Below are 15,146 nucleotides of genomic sequence, written 5' to 3' on the forward strand. Positions count from 1 at the left end.
TCGCGGGAACTGGCTGCGGAAAGCGCCAGCGGCTTCATGGCTGTGCAACGGGAACTGGATAGGCTCGCCGAGGCCGAGCGAGAGGCGGCCGCGGCCGCAAAGCTACAAACGGAAATGATCGGTAAGCTATGGGATCGGGTCTACAGCCGCATCAGCCGCCGTGACGTCGCCGACTTGTGGCCCACGCAGGCGTGGAAGGAACTCGGTGGCGTGAAGCCCATCGACTACTGCAGGGACAAGAAGACGCTGTAGCGGCGCTTCGAATTCCTGGAGGAATGGGTGAAGGCCGAGGAGCGGCGCGGGCGGCGATAGCGTCTCGCATGCACTCCTCTCAGGTCTAAAGCTTGATTTCGCGGAGCTGCTCGGGCCTCGCTTGCGGAATTTTCAAACGTGTGTAACCGCTACGCCTCATTCCGCCAAGAGATGAAGTCGAGATCGACGTGACGACTGTTGTCCCATTCTCGTGCCGACAGGCCGTCCATGGTGACGACGCGAAACAGCGGAGAGTGCTTCTCGAAAGCGACGGGCCAGTTGAAACGGTCGGCCTGCTCCTGGCTTTGTAGTTCCAATAGTATGTCCTTGGGGTCCGCGAAGACGTGAGGCGGATCGTTCAAGACCAGTAGGAACTGGATTTTCGCTCCAGGAGTATCGAAATCCGGGTCTGCCACGAGGCGGATAGAGCGCAGCGATTTGTAGACATCGGCCTTGGGCGAATTCTTCTTTCTCAGACTCTTTGCCCTGTTCCGGATTGTTATAACGGGGCCGTTGCTCAGCGCGTCAGGGAACGCGAAACGTCCATAACGACGCTCGAGCGCGTTGACAAACACGTCTCGCGTCTGTTCGGAATTGAAGCCTGCCTTACGCTCCATTTTGGCGAGGGACGATTTTCGTATGGTCGCCAGATATCTCAGATCGGCGACGTCGGTCGGTAGGATGGCGTTTTCGATGACAGCTCCCACCGTTGTGGTCCCGAATTTAATGGCTTCGAGAAGACCCTCCGTCACCTCGACGATTGGCGCAACGACAACGACGTCGTCGAAATCGACGGCATTTACGATGTCACAGGTCTGGCTCACAACGACCAGACCCTGAACCGCATCCCACCCAGCCTCTATCACTTCGTTCTCGTTGAGAAACGCGACGGGAAATTCACCCATGGATATCGTGAAGTCACCCTGTCTCCAAGGTGCGAGCGCCGCTCTCAGTTCCTCAAGTTCGGCATTGGGTTCGTCGTTGTCTGCCATGAAGTCTTCTACTTGGTGCGGGGAGGCCCGCGTCGCGAAGTCTTCCGGGGTTTGAACCCCCCGTTCTCGAAGGTTTCATCAGAAGACGCCGCGATGCGGTCTGTCCAATGATCTTGAAGCTCGCCCGTGCCGTTGACAAGGGGCGAAGGCCGGCCGTGGACGGAACCGCGCCCCTGCCCCGCCGCCTGCTTCGCACCATCGAAGTCACCCGTCTTGAGCGTCTTGAAAACAAGCGCGTTGTTGGCTTCGAGTACCGCCCTGGTTTCCGTGGGATCGCCTCGATCGATAAACGCGAGCGCGTCGTGCATACGCTGGACCGCGCGAATGTTCGCGTCCGTTACCACGAGACCGTCACGCCAGTTGTAGAGTGATTGGCGCGAGCAGCTGAGAAGTTCTGCGAGCCGATCCCAGCTGTACCCGGTCATCATCTTCAACTGGCCGATCTGGGTGATAAAAGTCGCCGAGTTGGCGGCCGCCTCCAGGCGCTCCTCCTCAGTCTCGGTGCGTTGCATGTCGAGCAGCGTGGAGGTCGTCGGCGAGGAGGCTCTGAACCCTTGATGACGCCGAACCTGCTGAAAATCGAGGCGGTCGCCGAATCCGCTGTGACTCGTGCCGGACGAGGAGAACTTGCGATGAGCCGTCATTTCATTTTCTCCCGTAGCGATCGAGGAATTTATCCGTCACCGACCACCTGAAAATAGTATAGGCCCGCGTGGCCAGCTGATAGGTCAACGCCGATAGCGCGTCCGGCTCGAATGGCATGCTTTCAGATTCGTACGACTTGTACGAGTCCACATCCAGGAACCAAGACGGCGTGCTGATAGGCGTCATGATGTCCGGGTCGTGCGAGGCGTTCTCGGGCATATGGCCCCAACGTACGAGGACACCGCCCTCTTGCGACGGCCCTTCGAGCTCAGAGATCATATGATGTGTCTTACCGAAAATTTCCTTCACGCCGATCATCTCTGTCCGGAGCATGCCAGCCATGCTTTCGTCTTCGGAAAGCGGCACCTGGTCCACATACCGTATTCCGATCCGGTCCGTATGCGTTGGACCGATCGTCTCCGCGAGTTTTGCGAGAAGAAATCCGAAGCGGCCCGTGAAATCCCTGCGGGACGTGTAATTGATCGTTTCGAAAGACAAGAAATTATCCGAAAGGGATACGATCCAGTTCGCTTCCTGGTCCACGTAACGCCAGATGATCGACGACACTATAGTGGGTGTCCCGAGCACGAACCCGCTCATCACATCCTTGCGGGGACGCGGGTACATGGTTCTGATAGCTTCCTGGAACTTGCCAACGAACACCTGATCCTGAATTGACTGGATCGCGGGAAAGCGCACCTGCGCCACAACGCGCGCCAGAGGAGCGTTGGTAAGCGGCACTTCTGGCAACTCGTCGGAAAATAGCGGATTGACGATTTCGGCGGTCATGGTTCATCCGTGGTTGGCAGACTTACGATATATCTATGTAAAGTGAAACGTAAAGTGACAAGTTCCACCGATGAGAAATTATATCTGACGCGATACCAATGGGGACGTTCACATTGGAAACGAAACTGAAACTGGACGAGAAGTCCGAACTTCCGCATCGTGCGCTTCGAATCTCGAACGATCCCGCACCAATATGAAATCTGACCCGGCTCGACCATGTTCTTTTCCCTCCCTCCCGTGATCACCGACCTCGTCCTCGCCCGGAACCGTCTACGCGACCATTATCGCTCGGCGGCTCTCGAATTCACCCTCGACGGCAACCTGATCGGCGATATCGGCGAGGCTGTGGCGGCCGAACTATTCGGCCTCAAGCTCTCCCCTCGTAATGGAACGGGTATCGATGGCCATGCCCTGGACGGCCGCTCCGTTCAGGTGAAGGCGACGGGGACAAATCGCGGTCCCGCTTTCAGGATGGTGGATACCCGCGCCGACCACCTGCTCTTCCTGGTCTTCGATCTCGAGAACCTCAAGGGCGAGGTCGTCTACAACGGCCCGGAAGAACCCGTGATCAAGCTGTTGCCGACGGAATGGGTAGGGCAGAAAACGGTATCGTTGGCGCAGATCAGGCGGGCCGACGCCGCAATTTGCGACGGCCTCCGACTGCAGTCTGTCCTCTAGCTCCCCTCACTGTCGGCCGATTGCTTTAAGCTCTCGAGGACAATGACCGCATAACCATCTGCGTTCTCCCGGTTAAGGGCCGTCTGTTCTGCGAAATCGACCTCCAGGCCTTCGACTGCCAGCGATGAGAGCTTGGCTGCCTTCTTGGCCAGCTCAAGAAGCAGTGTCAGGTCCTCGTATTTGGGATAGGCGTCCGGTTCCTTCGTAAACAGTGAATGGGCGAGCCTGCGGTTACGGAACGCTTTGACACGGGTTAGCGCGGCTGCGTCGGCGGTTGTCGGGTCGGACAGTCGGCCTGCGAGAATTGCAAACTCTGCGATCGCGGACTTGCAGGTCTCCTTGTCGATGGCCTGCTCGCTCTCAAGCATTTCCATGGCGACGGCCTCGACCCCCCGCGGGCCTATCCTCCTCGGCTTGATTAGCCCATTCGATCCCTGACACCCATGACGAAGCTTCGGCTATCAATCCATCCACTACACCATTCACGCCGAGAAGCATGCCAAGGACGGGGATCGACTCCACGTCCTGCCTATCCAGTGGACGGCCAATGCTGACATCGAAGACGCGCGCGACATCCATGGCAAGCTTGAGGAGCAACGCGTTCTGGATGGCACCGTACGTCTGAACGAAATCCGTCTGATATCCTTTTAGGCCGGGTGGCACGATGGCGTTCTGGGCCTCCCATGACTTCATGGGACAGGATAGCTGTCTCTACGTCATGCCTGATCATCGGGACGATCTTCTGAATTCTCTCTATTGCGTCTTCGTATTCCACCGCTCGCCTCATCCCACGTCGCGCGGGATATACAAACGCCGACGGCAAAAACAACCTGTCGGCGTTTTAAGTCCCACAAGATCATTTCGTTTCAGATGCGTCGCAAAACCTTATGGGTCCTCCATAACGCGGAAAGCGCGCGTATTCCCACCCTAGATTTCGATGACGAGCTGCGGATCGAAACCAGTCCGCTCCCCCGGATATCCACGCGGGTTAGCGACCACCCTGGTCCTGCCAATTTGGTAATCGAAGCCATGATGAACGTGACCATGCACCCACAACGTAGGTCGCCCTTCAAGGATCAGTTCCTCCAGATCGCTGGCATAACAAGCGGACAGCGGATCGCCCTGGAACTCGGGCGGAACTGAGGTGGGCGACGGAGCGTGGTGGCTTACGACGACCGTTTTCCGGGCCGTGGCGTTCTCCAGCGCAGATTTGAGAAACGCTCTCGACTCTTGATGCTTTCGGTAGGCGTGGATCGGCGCGAACTTCCTGTAGGGAAGCTTGGAAAACTTGATCTGACGATAGTCGTTCATTCCGCTTTGGGCGGCCGCCATAGCCCACTCGGGATCGCCGCCGGTCAGGCGAAAGTCAATCCACAGGGTCGCGCCCAAAAACCTGACGCCTCCGATGTCCACCATTTCGTTTTCGAGAAAGTGGATGTTGGGATAGCGGTCGTGCAGCAACCGCGCATCGCGGATGCTCTCCAGCACGGCGGCTCGATAATATTCATGGTTCCCCGCGACGACCACTACTGGCATCGAGGAAGGGATATTGGCCGCCAGCCATTCGATGCTCGGGACGATGCCGCGTGTCAAAAGATCGCCCGCACAGACCAGAACATCCGCCCCGGCAGGCGGCGAATGAACGAACGGTTGGCCGAATTCGCAATGCAGATCGGAGATGACCCAGAGTTTCATGGTTTGATCGCCTCCTGAAATCGCTTTTTTCGACGCACATATTCTGTCTTGCCGGATTTGCGTGCTGAGCCCAAGGTGCAGCTGATTGAATTCGAGGAGGTAGAGATGGCACGGCCCTCACGCCGTAAACCAAAGTCCGCAAAGGCAACGTCGCTCGGTTCTGCGTTGGACGAGATCGGCTTTAAGCCGCTCGGTCGCCGGGTCAAAATCAAGGCTGGCATCGATCAGGTAAAACTCCTCAAGCCCCTATCCGATAACGCCTCCGGAGAGCGGCGTTAGAAGGTCGCAGACAATTCAATGAGCGGCTCCGCCCCTCTCTCGAGCGAGGAGCGGAGCCTGACCGCTAGCCGTCACGTCCTGACGGATGCGGATTCGGTGCCCCTGGGCTGCAAACGCCCAGAAGCGCCCGAATTTCGTCACCGATCACGCGGCCCTTTGCGACCAGCGCCTCGGTAAGATGGTCGAGTTCCTCACGACGCTCCGCAAGAAGCGCCACCGCACGGTCGAACTGGACCTTCAGCCTTGCATCGACCAGACCTCGCAGTTCTGGGTCACGGTCTCGGAGATATTCAAGGGGACGGTCACCCTTTCCAAGTTCAACAGAAAGGACCTCCCCGAACCCAAAATGACGCTCCAGCTTCGTGGCGATATCGCTTGCCAGAACCAGGTCCGACGACGGCGCACCGCCTGCCCCGTCTGCATGGCAGCCATAGACCACCGTTTCGGCCGCGATGCCGCCCAAGAGCATAGCGATCCTGTCGTCGTAGTAGCTTGCCGTCTTCACCCGGCCGACCTCTGGTTCAAGGATTGTTCTTCCGACGGACTGAGCGCCGACTCCAAGCGCCGCATCCCGGTCGATGTGAACCTGTTTGAGCACGTCGCACGCAAGGACGACCGCGACGATGGCATGACCAGCTTCGTGGACCGCCGTGTTCCGTAACTCGCTTGCGCTCAGGACATATCGTGCGGGCATAACCTCGAGGAGGAGGTCTTCCGACAAGGTAACCTTCCGTCGTCTCGAAAGCCGTCTGGCGTCGCGAGCAAGCTTCTCGATGTCAGCGCCAGACCATCCCCGGGTCGCCGAGACGAAGCGGGCGAGATCGTCGCCGAACGCCTGATCGCGCAGGTGATGCCGGAGAATCGCAACCCGGGCGGTAGCATCTGGCAAAGGGATTTCAATCAGCGTCTCGAGCCTTCCCGGCCGAAGCAGGGCACGGTCGATGACAGACGGATTGTTGGTGGCACCCACGACGACAACGCCTTCGCGGCCCTCGGCAGGATCGAGGCATTCGAGCAGGCCGTTGATCACTTGACGCCTGTAATCGCGGTGGTCGTCGTCACCCCCCCTGTCCCTGTCTCCGAAGCTGTCGCATTCATCGATAAACAAAATTGAAGGCGACTGCTTCTTCGCTTGCGTGAAGGCGGCACGCATCGCCTTCAGGTAGTCGCCGAGATGGCCCTTGGCTTGCCAACGGGCGGCGGAGGCTACGACGAGGTCGACGTCGCACGAGTTTGCAAGCGCCTGGGCATAGGTCGTCTTGCCGCAACCAGGGGGCCCGTGGAGGAGCGCCCCGCGATCGACCTCTTCCCATGAAATCTCCCCCGCCTTCCACGCCCGCAGGTCGTCGGCAAGCTGAAGGCCCCAGGTTTTCGCGGCACCATAGCCGGCCATTTCCTCGAGGCGTGGTCCCTTGGGCTTCGCGTTGACGGGCGTGGCCTTCTCGGCTTCGACGACGGACTTCTTCAACTGGCGAACTGCGCTGAGCAATGGCCTCGTGCTACGCACAGTCGACGCGATGGCGTCAAACGAAAACCCCGTCAGCAACGAGGCGATTTCCGGCGTCATCCCTCGCACTTTGGCGACCCGAGATGCCGCCACGTAATGCTCGGTAGTGGGCGGGGCAATTGCAGTGATGACATCGGCGGCCGCCTTCAGTTCGGAGGGGATGTTGTCCATTCTCTCCGTGACGAGGACGATCTGCCGGCCGTAACGAAACCGGTCGTAGATCGCCCGGGCGTCGGGCAGCCCGTCGGGAACCGCCATGACGATAGCGATCTCATTGCAGTCCTCGTCCACAGGAACGGGGTCGCGGATTAGCGACGAGGCGGCGCGTCGATAGTAATCGCTCGTTCCTTCGGCGACATGCAGGATCGCGATGAAGGCAATGCCCTTGCGTCGCAGGAAGGGTCTGAGGGCACCTCGAACGGCACAGCGGGCCGCCGCGACAACCAGGCTAGGCGGGGACTGACGTCTGGATAGCGTGTAGGAACTGGAAGACATCTGGTGGCTCTTTTGTGATCTTGGCACGGGGCGGCGACTTCCGTTCACCGCGATATGCGCCTGACCACCGTTTCCGGTCCTAACGGGGCATCGTCCAGGTCGACTTCGAGATATCGGTTGAGGATCATGGCGGCGAGGCCAGCGACTGGCTTCGTTTCCTGGAATGCGTTCAGGCACTCGGCGATGGGCATCGATCCGTTTTCATCGAGAGCGCCCAGCAGGCGCAGCCGATCACCGAGCGGGACCGTGTAGTTGCCGTATCGCAGCAGGTCCTTGGCGTTCCGGAGGCGGAAACCGCCGTGGACATCGTCACGCGACAGGCAACGGTACTCCGCGCCCCGAAGCCGGGCAGCATCTTCATGGCTGGCCAGATCAGCCGCAAGGTCGCGATCGTGGGCGTCCAAGAGGATCACCCGGCCATCATCATGGATGACCTCGAAATCTGCCGAGTGATCAAGTTGGGCGAGCGAAGGCGGCATGCACCTCCACGAGACGACCGAAGGATCGACGTCGAGCAGACACCCGACGTCCCGAGCCGCCTGTGAGCGGAAGACCTTGCCGCCTTCGCAGCGGACGGTCGCCGAAGGATAGAAAATGCGGATCGATGTGGAATTAAGAGCGGTCTGAATTGACGCCGACTGCCTGCCAGTACCCATGACAACCTCATACGCAAACATGGTTGTTCGCCGTCGCGGTCATCGCGACGGAAGATCAACGTATTCGTATGAGCCGGCTCTTTGTGATCATGGAGAGAACAAATAAAGAACATTTTCGGACAGTCAACCGGGCCCCCGCGTTTTTCTTTGCGCGGAACGCTTTTTGATAAGTTGACAGCGCTTCGTCGACGACATCTAACTGCCGCAGTTGGCCTCCAGCGGACTAAAGAATTGGCAGCAGGTCAGGCGGCATTGATGATGTCGTGCCGGGGCTTTCTATTGACCTTGAATTGCGGCCTGACATAGACAGCTTGGGATATCGCCTGATCAAACGCTCCCAAATGGTGATCGAAATGATCGAGCAACCGTTCGCAGGCCTCAACGCACTTCTGCTGGTTTGATATCGGTCGATGGTGATAGAGGTCATTCCTCATATCCAGGATTTCCTTCGTCAAATTGATGAAATCCTGTTTGACGATCTGAGGAATTTCTCCCTTTTTTCCTCGGAAGACCGGCATGATTTGCGCCCACGAATGTTCGCCTAAGTATCTGAGCTGGCCGAACGTTGCTTCGCTCAAGAACTCCAATCCGCAAGTTATGGTCGCTGCATTCTTCCCGTCTTTGGCGTTGATAGACATGATTATCTTGCCTACGGAGTTGGAGAATTTACTACCTGGAACAGGGACCCCATTGATGTCGGCTACATCTTTGAATTCTTTTCCTGAGTTGAGAGCCGCGCAATAAGGCAGCCACCACTGGTCGGTCCCGAAAATACGATACATCTCGCAGGCAAGTTGGCCCCGAAGTGCTCCCTCCGTCGCCATGAGAAACGGAAACATTGCCGCCATCTCTTTGATTTTTCGGTTATAGATTCTCATAAGTGCGGCGCGGCTAGGCTCTTCTGGTGGAGCAGCAGGGTCTTTGTCGGTAGCCTCAACGGCCTCAACGAGGCAGTCTCTGAGAAGCTCAGGATGACACCTTCTCAAATCCGTCAGAATCGGCTGATACTGGTGTGGTTGAAGGGTTTTCTTGAAATAGTTGCCTAGCAATTCCAAAATTGTGGCTTGATGATTAGGCGTAGACATTGGGCCTCGGTATTGACACACGCGTATGGGGCACTATTATCACAATCACTCGGTCGGCGGCGACATTTCGATGAAGCGAAGCTCGGTTACGGGACGCCGGAAGAGTCTAAACAAACTTTTGGGGGTGCTGCGGAAACGTACGCACCCCCGCCCAATTCCGGCATTAGGTAGCAAAAACCACCAGACCTGAAATGGCATCCCGACTACCCTGGTTTCCGGTGAAAACGGAGCCTCGAATGAGTTTAGGAAGCCGGCGTCGGCAGCCGGAGAGAGTGCTCGTTCCGGTGAAATCGTCATCGTCACTTTCTCCAAAAGTCAGAATTCAAGATGTTTCTCATTGGATCGCCGTATGGCAGATCCTTATTCAATGGAATACATGCTTTTCCGTTACCCAAGCAGCGTAGTACATCGGCAATGTTGCTTTTGGTCACAGGCTCCTCGGTGACGGCCATCGTTATGGAAGCTAACCTGTGTCCAGAACCGAACGCGGCCTCCATGTTGACTGGATCGACCTTCTTCACGCTCGCCGGATCGTTGATGTTGTCGAAGGTGACAAGGATCGGGTACTGGTTGGGAGCGAGTGTGCGTGTCTCCCGAATGCTGGAAATTCGATCAAGCGCCCTTCTGTATTCCTCCCGGCTGCCTGTCCTGATCGGCGGGTCGGCGAACACCTTGAAGGCCGTCTCTGCGGAGTAGTCCTTCAGCAGGACGAAGAGGTATTTTCCCTCACCCAATGCCAGGACGACGGCCTCGCCCGTGAGGTCGCCGGCTCCGTGCCCGCCGCCACTGTCGCCGATGCGGAACCACTCGGGCGGCATCTCCCAGCTCGCCGCGGAAACGGCGCTGGCCGTCTTCACACCCTCCGGCGTCTGCACTTCCACTGTCAGCTTCTGGTGCCACGACCACCAACGGAAGCCGAAGATGCCGCCGCTGGCGTATCCGGCCAAAATCAGCGAGAGACATCCTGCCAAAATGGCAGCCATGGTGAGTGTCAATTGCCTCATATCGCCCGCTTCCGCCTAGACGTCTGCTCTCCAGACGGCCGTCGCCACAAAAACAGCGAACAGTAACGCTGTCATCCAGTAGAAAGGCATAGTCCTTGTCTGCCCCACTCATACCAAATAGCGGAAGAGTAAACGGCAACTATTAACGGTTGTGGAATTCTAGAGATACAGCGCCGCAAACAGGCCTGAAATTCGCCCGCGATTGCTGTTTAAATTCAAGTTTGTAAGCCACAATTGGTGGTCTCTGCTACCTAATGCCGCCCAATTCTGGGCCTATGATTTTCTTTTCCATATAAAACTTAGCAACTCGTTCAACTACTGACGCTTTGTCGTCGACTGCGTGTCGTCGGGGGAAACAGCCCTCCATATCCGCGCGAAGGAAATCATCGCTAAGCATTGCCGGGTGACCCTGCCGGCGACGTCTACGCCAGGCATAGACGGAAAGCCCGTTGAGGTGTCGCCCGAGCAGTCCATCCAGCTCACGGACGTCCACTTGGAAACGGCAGCGGGAGAGGTCGTCCCGGACGTCATCGCCACCATGCCCGACGGACGGCGACTGTTCATCGAGATCGCCAACACCCATCCCTGCCCTCCCGAGAAAATCGAGAAGCTGGATGCCATGGGCGTGGAAGTTCTGGAGATCACCGTCTCGGGATATCAAAGCCACCCGCTCGACGAACTGGACGACATCATCCTAGACATCGCCCCCCGCAAGCTGATTCACAGCGCCGAGGTGAAGGCCATGGCGGCGGAAATTGCCGAGCAGAGGCAACGACGGGAGGACGCGAAGATCGCAGAGGCGAAGCGGTTGGCGGCCATCTACCGCGATCCCGAAATCTGGAACCACAAGAAGGCGCAGAAGCTTGTGGATGACCTGGTCCAGCTTGGTCTCTCGGGGTTCCTTGACCTGGATAACAACCGGCCGTCGGCGTTTGTCGTCTATCGCCGCCAGTGGCAGGCCGCCATTTTCGACCGGCTGTTCAAGGCGAAATCGGCCCTCGGGGCGATGGCTCTCATCGAAAGCTTTTCGAAGGGTGACTGGCCGAAGTCCGGCATCGCTTATACGAAGTCCGAGTATTCCCGCTGGATCGCCGCAAACGTCGATGAAGATTTCAAGTCGCCCTACGAGGAGACCTATGCGTACCTGACGCGGCTACGCCACGCAGGGGCTGTGTACCAGGTCCCTGGTAAACGGTTTGTCATGGCGCATGATCTCTGCGTTCGGATCGACACGGCGATCCAGAAGCGGACGTTGCCCGATCGCCAGAGCAAGCAGTTGCGCGTCGCCTTCCAGGCTGTTGGTTCGCTCATGCTCCCCGAGGATGGCAATCTTCCTGACTACGATGTCTGGCTGAAAAGCCGGGCGGAATACTTCGACCTGTCGGTGGATGAACTCCTCGCAGACGAGGATGGAGACTACGAAGGGCTGCTGGATCAGGTCATCGCAGTCAGGACGATGATCGAGGAAATGCAGCGCCTCAAAGATGTCGATCCGCCCGACGAGATGGCCGGCTTGCCGATGGATCGCCTGATCAATCGCCTTGGCCTGTCCCGCCTCGAAGCCGGGCAGCGTGCGGAAGCCGAACTGGCCGCCCATCGTGAGCGCGAAGCGATCGAGACCGCCGCCCGCCTGAAACGGGAGGCGGCAGATCGGGTCTACAAGGCCGAGGAGGCGGCACTGTTCGACGTCGGTGACGTCGAAACCTTTATGGGAACAACCCTCCCCGACCATGACGGAAAGTCGCCCCGCGAGTTGGCTGCCGAAAGCTCAGAGGGTCTGAAGAAGGTTCAGGCCATCCTATGGAGAATACGGGACGACAAGGTGGCCGCAGAACGGGCCGAACGCGTCCGTAAGGCCATGGTCGACAAGCTCTATGACCGGGTCTACAGCCGCATCTTGCGCCGGGACGTCGCCGATCTCTGGCTGACAGCGCAATGCAAGGAACTCGGCTGGATCAAGCCCGTGGACTACTGCAAGGACGAGAAAACGTTGGCCCGGTGTCTTGAGGTCCTTGAGGAGTTCGTGGCCAATGAGCAGAAGCGGCGGCGGCGGTGACGACCTGACGTCCTTCTTTCTCAAGGTGGCCACGGTCCCAGCACTCACAGCACACAGGTCTCCACGGTGGCTAAGGTCGCCCCCTGAGATCGTGCAAGTTCAATGCTATCCAGCACGCGAAACGCTCGATAGTGTACAACCCGTTCGGGGCGGTGATTCTAGGGGCGACCGTGACGATAATCGAAGACCTGATGAAGACACCGGAACGAGAGACGTCCGGAAGCAAAACTTACAATGCTTTTGATTATCAAACTGCATGGGGAATGATCCGTCTTCTTGAGTTGCACGCGACGGTCGACGACTACGCACTTGCATTTGAGTTTCATGACGACATCGCTGAACTCAACAGCACGACTGCCCCGACCATTCTTCGATTTTACCAGGTCAAGACCTCCGAGAAGGCTACTTGGTCGCTCGCAAAAATTGCTCAGCGCCGTGGGACTGGTGATGTCAAATCGTCGTATGCCGGCCGAATGTTCGACAATGCCGTTAAGTTTGCGGTTGGTGTTGATAAGGTCGTTTTCGTTACCAACCAGGCTCTCGTTGACGCCGATCACGGCAATGAGGAAATCCCCTTTGCTTCGGCAAAGCCTAAAAAGCTCGAAAAATTCGTAACGGCGCTTACAGAAGAGCGTCAGAATTTTAGTTCCCAGAATCACCTTCCACTCTTCCGTTTCCTGCATTGTGCGCTCAACACCTCGAATTTCGACGCCACACTCGTTGGGAAGTTTACTATCTTTCTCGAGGACACCATTGGCAGCGGCGAAGACGCCCGCACTTTCTACCTGATGATGTCAGATGAATGTCGACGCAAATCCCGCCGACTGTCCGACCTCAACGGCCTTGCAGACCTCCTGACTTCGAAATTCGTGACTCGAGCGGGCTTCGAGGCAAAGGTCGAGTCCTTCAGGAGGAGACGCGAACGACGTCCTCATTTCAATTCAGTGCAACCGCATCTCCACCTCGGTTGGCGAGCGGAAATGGAACTGGAACGTGAATGGAGAAACTACGAAATGGCGAGGCATGAGCGCATTCACGTCTCCATGCTTCGCTTCGGCGACGAAGTGAAAAACATCGTTGAACCCATCATCAATGCGGCCAATACTTTGATGGAGGGGGTCATCCAGGCGACCTTCGCTGTCGCCCCGTTAGTTGAAGCCCAATTTGGACCACCACGGACGGTCTTTGTGCACGCCGTCATACTTTACGAGTTCACACGATGATCAGTTCCGAGAAATTCCAACTTCTGATCCGAAATCTGAGAAAAAAGAACGATGAAAAGCTTGCGCTTCGAAAAGTTGGAATTGCTGTCTCTCGCCGAGAACAAAGCCAGAGCGATCAAGTTTCATCCCAAAATGACGGTCATCAAGGGAGCAAATGACGTCGGCAAATCTTCGGTCATCAAGTCCCTCTACTGGGCCTTCGGTGCCGAGCCGAAATCGATCCACAAGGCGTGGCGAGACGCCAATGTCAAAGCCATGGTGTCATTCAATATCGATGGCACTCCGTACTCCATCCTCCGCAGTCGGGATACGTTTGGTATATTCGATGGTGGTGGGAAGCTTCTGCTCTCCACGGCAAGCGTGACAAAGGACCTGGCCCCGTTTATCGCCGACCTGATTGATTTCCGCCTTGTCCTCAATGGGCGCAGCGGACAGCCAGAAACGCCGCCGCCGGCCTACGCCTTCCTGCCTTTCTACGTTAACCAGGAGGGCGGTTGGGAGCGTGCTTTCAATTCGTTCGACTATCTCGGGCAGTATCCGGATTTCAGGCAATCGATAATCGAGTACCACTCCGGTATCCTCGGAAACGACTATTACGAGCTGGCTGCGGAAAAACGGAAGCTAGCCCTCGACCAAGACGAGATTTCCCGAGACCGCAAGGCGGTTGCGAAAGCAATCGAAAAACTCGGGATCGAGGTCACATTCACCGGGCTTGAGTTGAATGCGCCTGAGCATGAGCAATCGGTCGAGCAGATACTTGCCCACATGAAGGAGATCAGGGCCGTCCGCCAGAGGCGCGCTGCGGAACTGGCGGACGTCCTTGACCAACGGCAGTCGCTGGAAAGCCAAGTTAAAATCGCACGTCAAGCGATCTCCGAGCTCGAAAAAGACGCGACATACGCAGCGGCGCTCGACGCCGAAGAAGTTCTATGTCCGACGTGCGGGACCGCGCATGAGAACAGCTTCGCGAACCGCTTCGGCATTCTCGATGACCGGGAAGCCTGTTTTGAGTTTCTGACATCGAGTAGGGAAAAGCTTCTGAAGCTTGCTGAAGTGGCGAGCGTCGCCGCGCGAGGCGTCCACGACGTAGACGCTCGCCTTGGTCAACTGCAAACGCTGCTTGCGGAGCGCCAGAGTGACGTTTCGATCGGCGAAATCATCCAATCAGAAGGAAGACGGACAGCCCGCAGCATGTTCGAAGAGCAGATTCGAGACCTCGACGAGCAGGTGGGAAGGCTTGTTGCGGAAATCTCAGCCATCGACGTTGAGCTGAAGGAACTCAAGAAACTTGCCCAGAAGGATGACATTGAAGGGTTTTTTGCCCGGTTGATGTTGAAGTACCTGGAGGAACTCGACGTCAAGAAAATCGATCACGCCGTGGCTTCGAAAATCGACGGGCGCGTCAAGGAATCGGGCAGCGATCTTCCTCGAGCTGTCTTGGCTTACGATCTGGCTTTCCTTCAAACAGTCCATGAGTACTCGAAAGCCTTTACCGCTCCGGCCATCTTCGACAGCCCAAATCAACAGGACCAAGATGACGTCAACGTCGCTAAGATGATCAGGCTGATCGTCTCGGAACGTCCTGAGGACGGCCAGACAATTCTCGGGACCGTATCCCTGCACGGGATCGAGATAGAGGACGGAATGGTCATCGAGTTTGACGAAAAGCTGTCGGTCCTGAAGGGATCGGACTTCTCCGAAATCCACTCCCGCCTGCAGCCATTTCTAGCCCAGATGCAGGCGTGAAATGTGAAAGGGTTGCGTGAGAACGTAGCTGGGGTGCCGTTCCC

The 15,146-nt window shown here is 57.4% G+C and carries 15 protein-coding genes; 6 read left to right on the forward strand and 9 right to left on the reverse strand.

Annotated features, from left to right (window positions below; genetic code table 11):
* Positions 1-36 precede the first annotated feature (36 nt).
* A complete protein-coding gene (locus ACXAGF_RS13170) occupies positions 37-252 on the forward strand; it encodes a hypothetical protein (RefSeq protein ID WP_475017698.1) in 216 nt (71 codons plus the stop codon).
* Positions 253-401: 149 nt separating this feature from the next.
* Here ACXAGF_RS13170 and ACXAGF_RS13175 read toward each other — a convergent pair whose 3' ends face one another.
* From ACXAGF_RS13175 to ACXAGF_RS13185, 3 genes are read right to left on the reverse strand one after another with little or no spacing between them, the layout of a single operon-like run.
* On the reverse strand, positions 402-1,244 hold the full coding sequence (locus tag ACXAGF_RS13175) for a hypothetical protein (protein WP_475017700.1): 843 nt from the start codon (positions 1,242-1,244) through the stop codon (positions 402-404).
* A gap of 8 nt (positions 1,245-1,252) precedes the next feature.
* Entirely contained in the window at positions 1,253-1,888 is a 636-nt protein-coding gene (locus tag ACXAGF_RS13180; RefSeq protein WP_475017702.1) for a hypothetical protein, read from the reverse strand.
* A 1-nt stretch (position 1,889) separates the two neighbouring features.
* Entirely contained in the window at positions 1,890-2,678 is a 789-nt protein-coding gene (locus ACXAGF_RS13185; RefSeq protein ID WP_475017703.1) for a TIGR04255 family protein, read from the reverse strand.
* Positions 2,679-2,894: 216 nt separating this feature from the next.
* On the opposite strand from ACXAGF_RS13185, the gene ACXAGF_RS13190 reads away from it, so the two are divergent.
* The gene (locus tag ACXAGF_RS13190; RefSeq protein ID WP_475017704.1) at positions 2,895-3,356 is read left to right on the forward strand and encodes a DUF6998 domain-containing protein; all 462 of its coding nucleotides are present in this window, start codon (positions 2,895-2,897) and stop codon (positions 3,354-3,356) included.
* Here the strand turns inward: ACXAGF_RS13190 and ACXAGF_RS13195 are convergent.
* Positions 3,353-3,730 carry a hypothetical protein gene (locus ACXAGF_RS13195; protein WP_475017705.1) on the reverse strand — a complete coding sequence of 126 codons (378 nt, stop codon included), beginning with the start codon at positions 3,728-3,730 and terminating at the stop codon, positions 3,353-3,355. The two genes, ACXAGF_RS13190 and ACXAGF_RS13195, sit on opposite strands and share 4 nt — an antisense overlap.
* A 553-nt stretch (positions 3,731-4,283) precedes the next feature.
* Entirely contained in the window at positions 4,284-5,051 is a 768-nt protein-coding gene (locus tag ACXAGF_RS13200; protein ID WP_475017707.1) for a metallophosphoesterase, read from the reverse strand.
* A 75-nt stretch (positions 5,052-5,126) separates the two neighbouring features.
* Between ACXAGF_RS13200 and ACXAGF_RS13205 the strand changes: the two genes are divergently transcribed.
* Complete coding sequence (locus ACXAGF_RS13205) at positions 5,127-5,330, forward strand: hypothetical protein (protein ID WP_475017708.1); 204 nt, start codon at positions 5,127-5,129, stop codon at positions 5,328-5,330.
* A 64-nt stretch (positions 5,331-5,394) separates the two neighbouring features.
* Here the strand turns inward: ACXAGF_RS13205 and ACXAGF_RS13210 are convergent, their stop codons facing one another.
* The 4 genes from ACXAGF_RS13210 to ACXAGF_RS13225 all read right to left on the reverse strand — a co-directional run bounded on the left by ACXAGF_RS13210 (position 5,395) and on the right by ACXAGF_RS13225 (position 10,056).
* Positions 5,395-7,332 carry an AAA family ATPase gene (locus ACXAGF_RS13210; protein ID WP_475017709.1) on the reverse strand — a complete coding sequence of 646 codons (1,938 nt, stop codon included), beginning with the start codon at positions 7,330-7,332 and terminating at the stop codon, positions 5,395-5,397.
* A 44-nt stretch (positions 7,333-7,376) separates the two neighbouring features.
* Entirely contained in the window at positions 7,377-7,988 is a 612-nt protein-coding gene (locus tag ACXAGF_RS13215) for a hypothetical protein (protein WP_475017710.1), read from the reverse strand.
* Between the two features lie 242 nt (positions 7,989-8,230).
* Positions 8,231-9,073 carry a hypothetical protein gene (locus tag ACXAGF_RS13220; protein ID WP_475017712.1) on the reverse strand — a complete coding sequence of 281 codons (843 nt, stop codon included), beginning with the start codon at positions 9,071-9,073 and terminating at the stop codon, positions 8,231-8,233.
* Positions 9,074-9,372: 299 nt separating this feature from the next.
* Entirely contained in the window at positions 9,373-10,056 is a 684-nt protein-coding gene (locus ACXAGF_RS13225) for a hypothetical protein (RefSeq protein WP_475017713.1), read from the reverse strand.
* A gap of 514 nt (positions 10,057-10,570) precedes the next feature.
* On the opposite strand from ACXAGF_RS13225, the gene ACXAGF_RS13230 reads away from it, so the two are divergent.
* From ACXAGF_RS13230 to ACXAGF_RS13240, 3 genes are all read left to right on the forward strand, one after another.
* Complete coding sequence (locus ACXAGF_RS13230; protein ID WP_475017715.1) at positions 10,571-12,133, forward strand: hypothetical protein; 1,563 nt, start codon at positions 10,571-10,573, stop codon at positions 12,131-12,133.
* A 170-nt stretch (positions 12,134-12,303) separates the two neighbouring features.
* Complete coding sequence (locus ACXAGF_RS13235) at positions 12,304-13,356, forward strand: dsDNA nuclease domain-containing protein (RefSeq protein ID WP_475017717.1); 1,053 nt, start codon at positions 12,304-12,306, stop codon at positions 13,354-13,356.
* Between the two features lie 51 nt (positions 13,357-13,407).
* Complete coding sequence (locus tag ACXAGF_RS13240) at positions 13,408-15,102, forward strand: hypothetical protein (RefSeq protein ID WP_475017719.1); 1,695 nt, start codon at positions 13,408-13,410, stop codon at positions 15,100-15,102.
* The last annotated feature ends 44 nt before the right edge of the window (positions 15,103-15,146 follow it).

It is taken from the genome of Mycoplana sp. ABR4_002 (genome assembly GCF_056159645.1).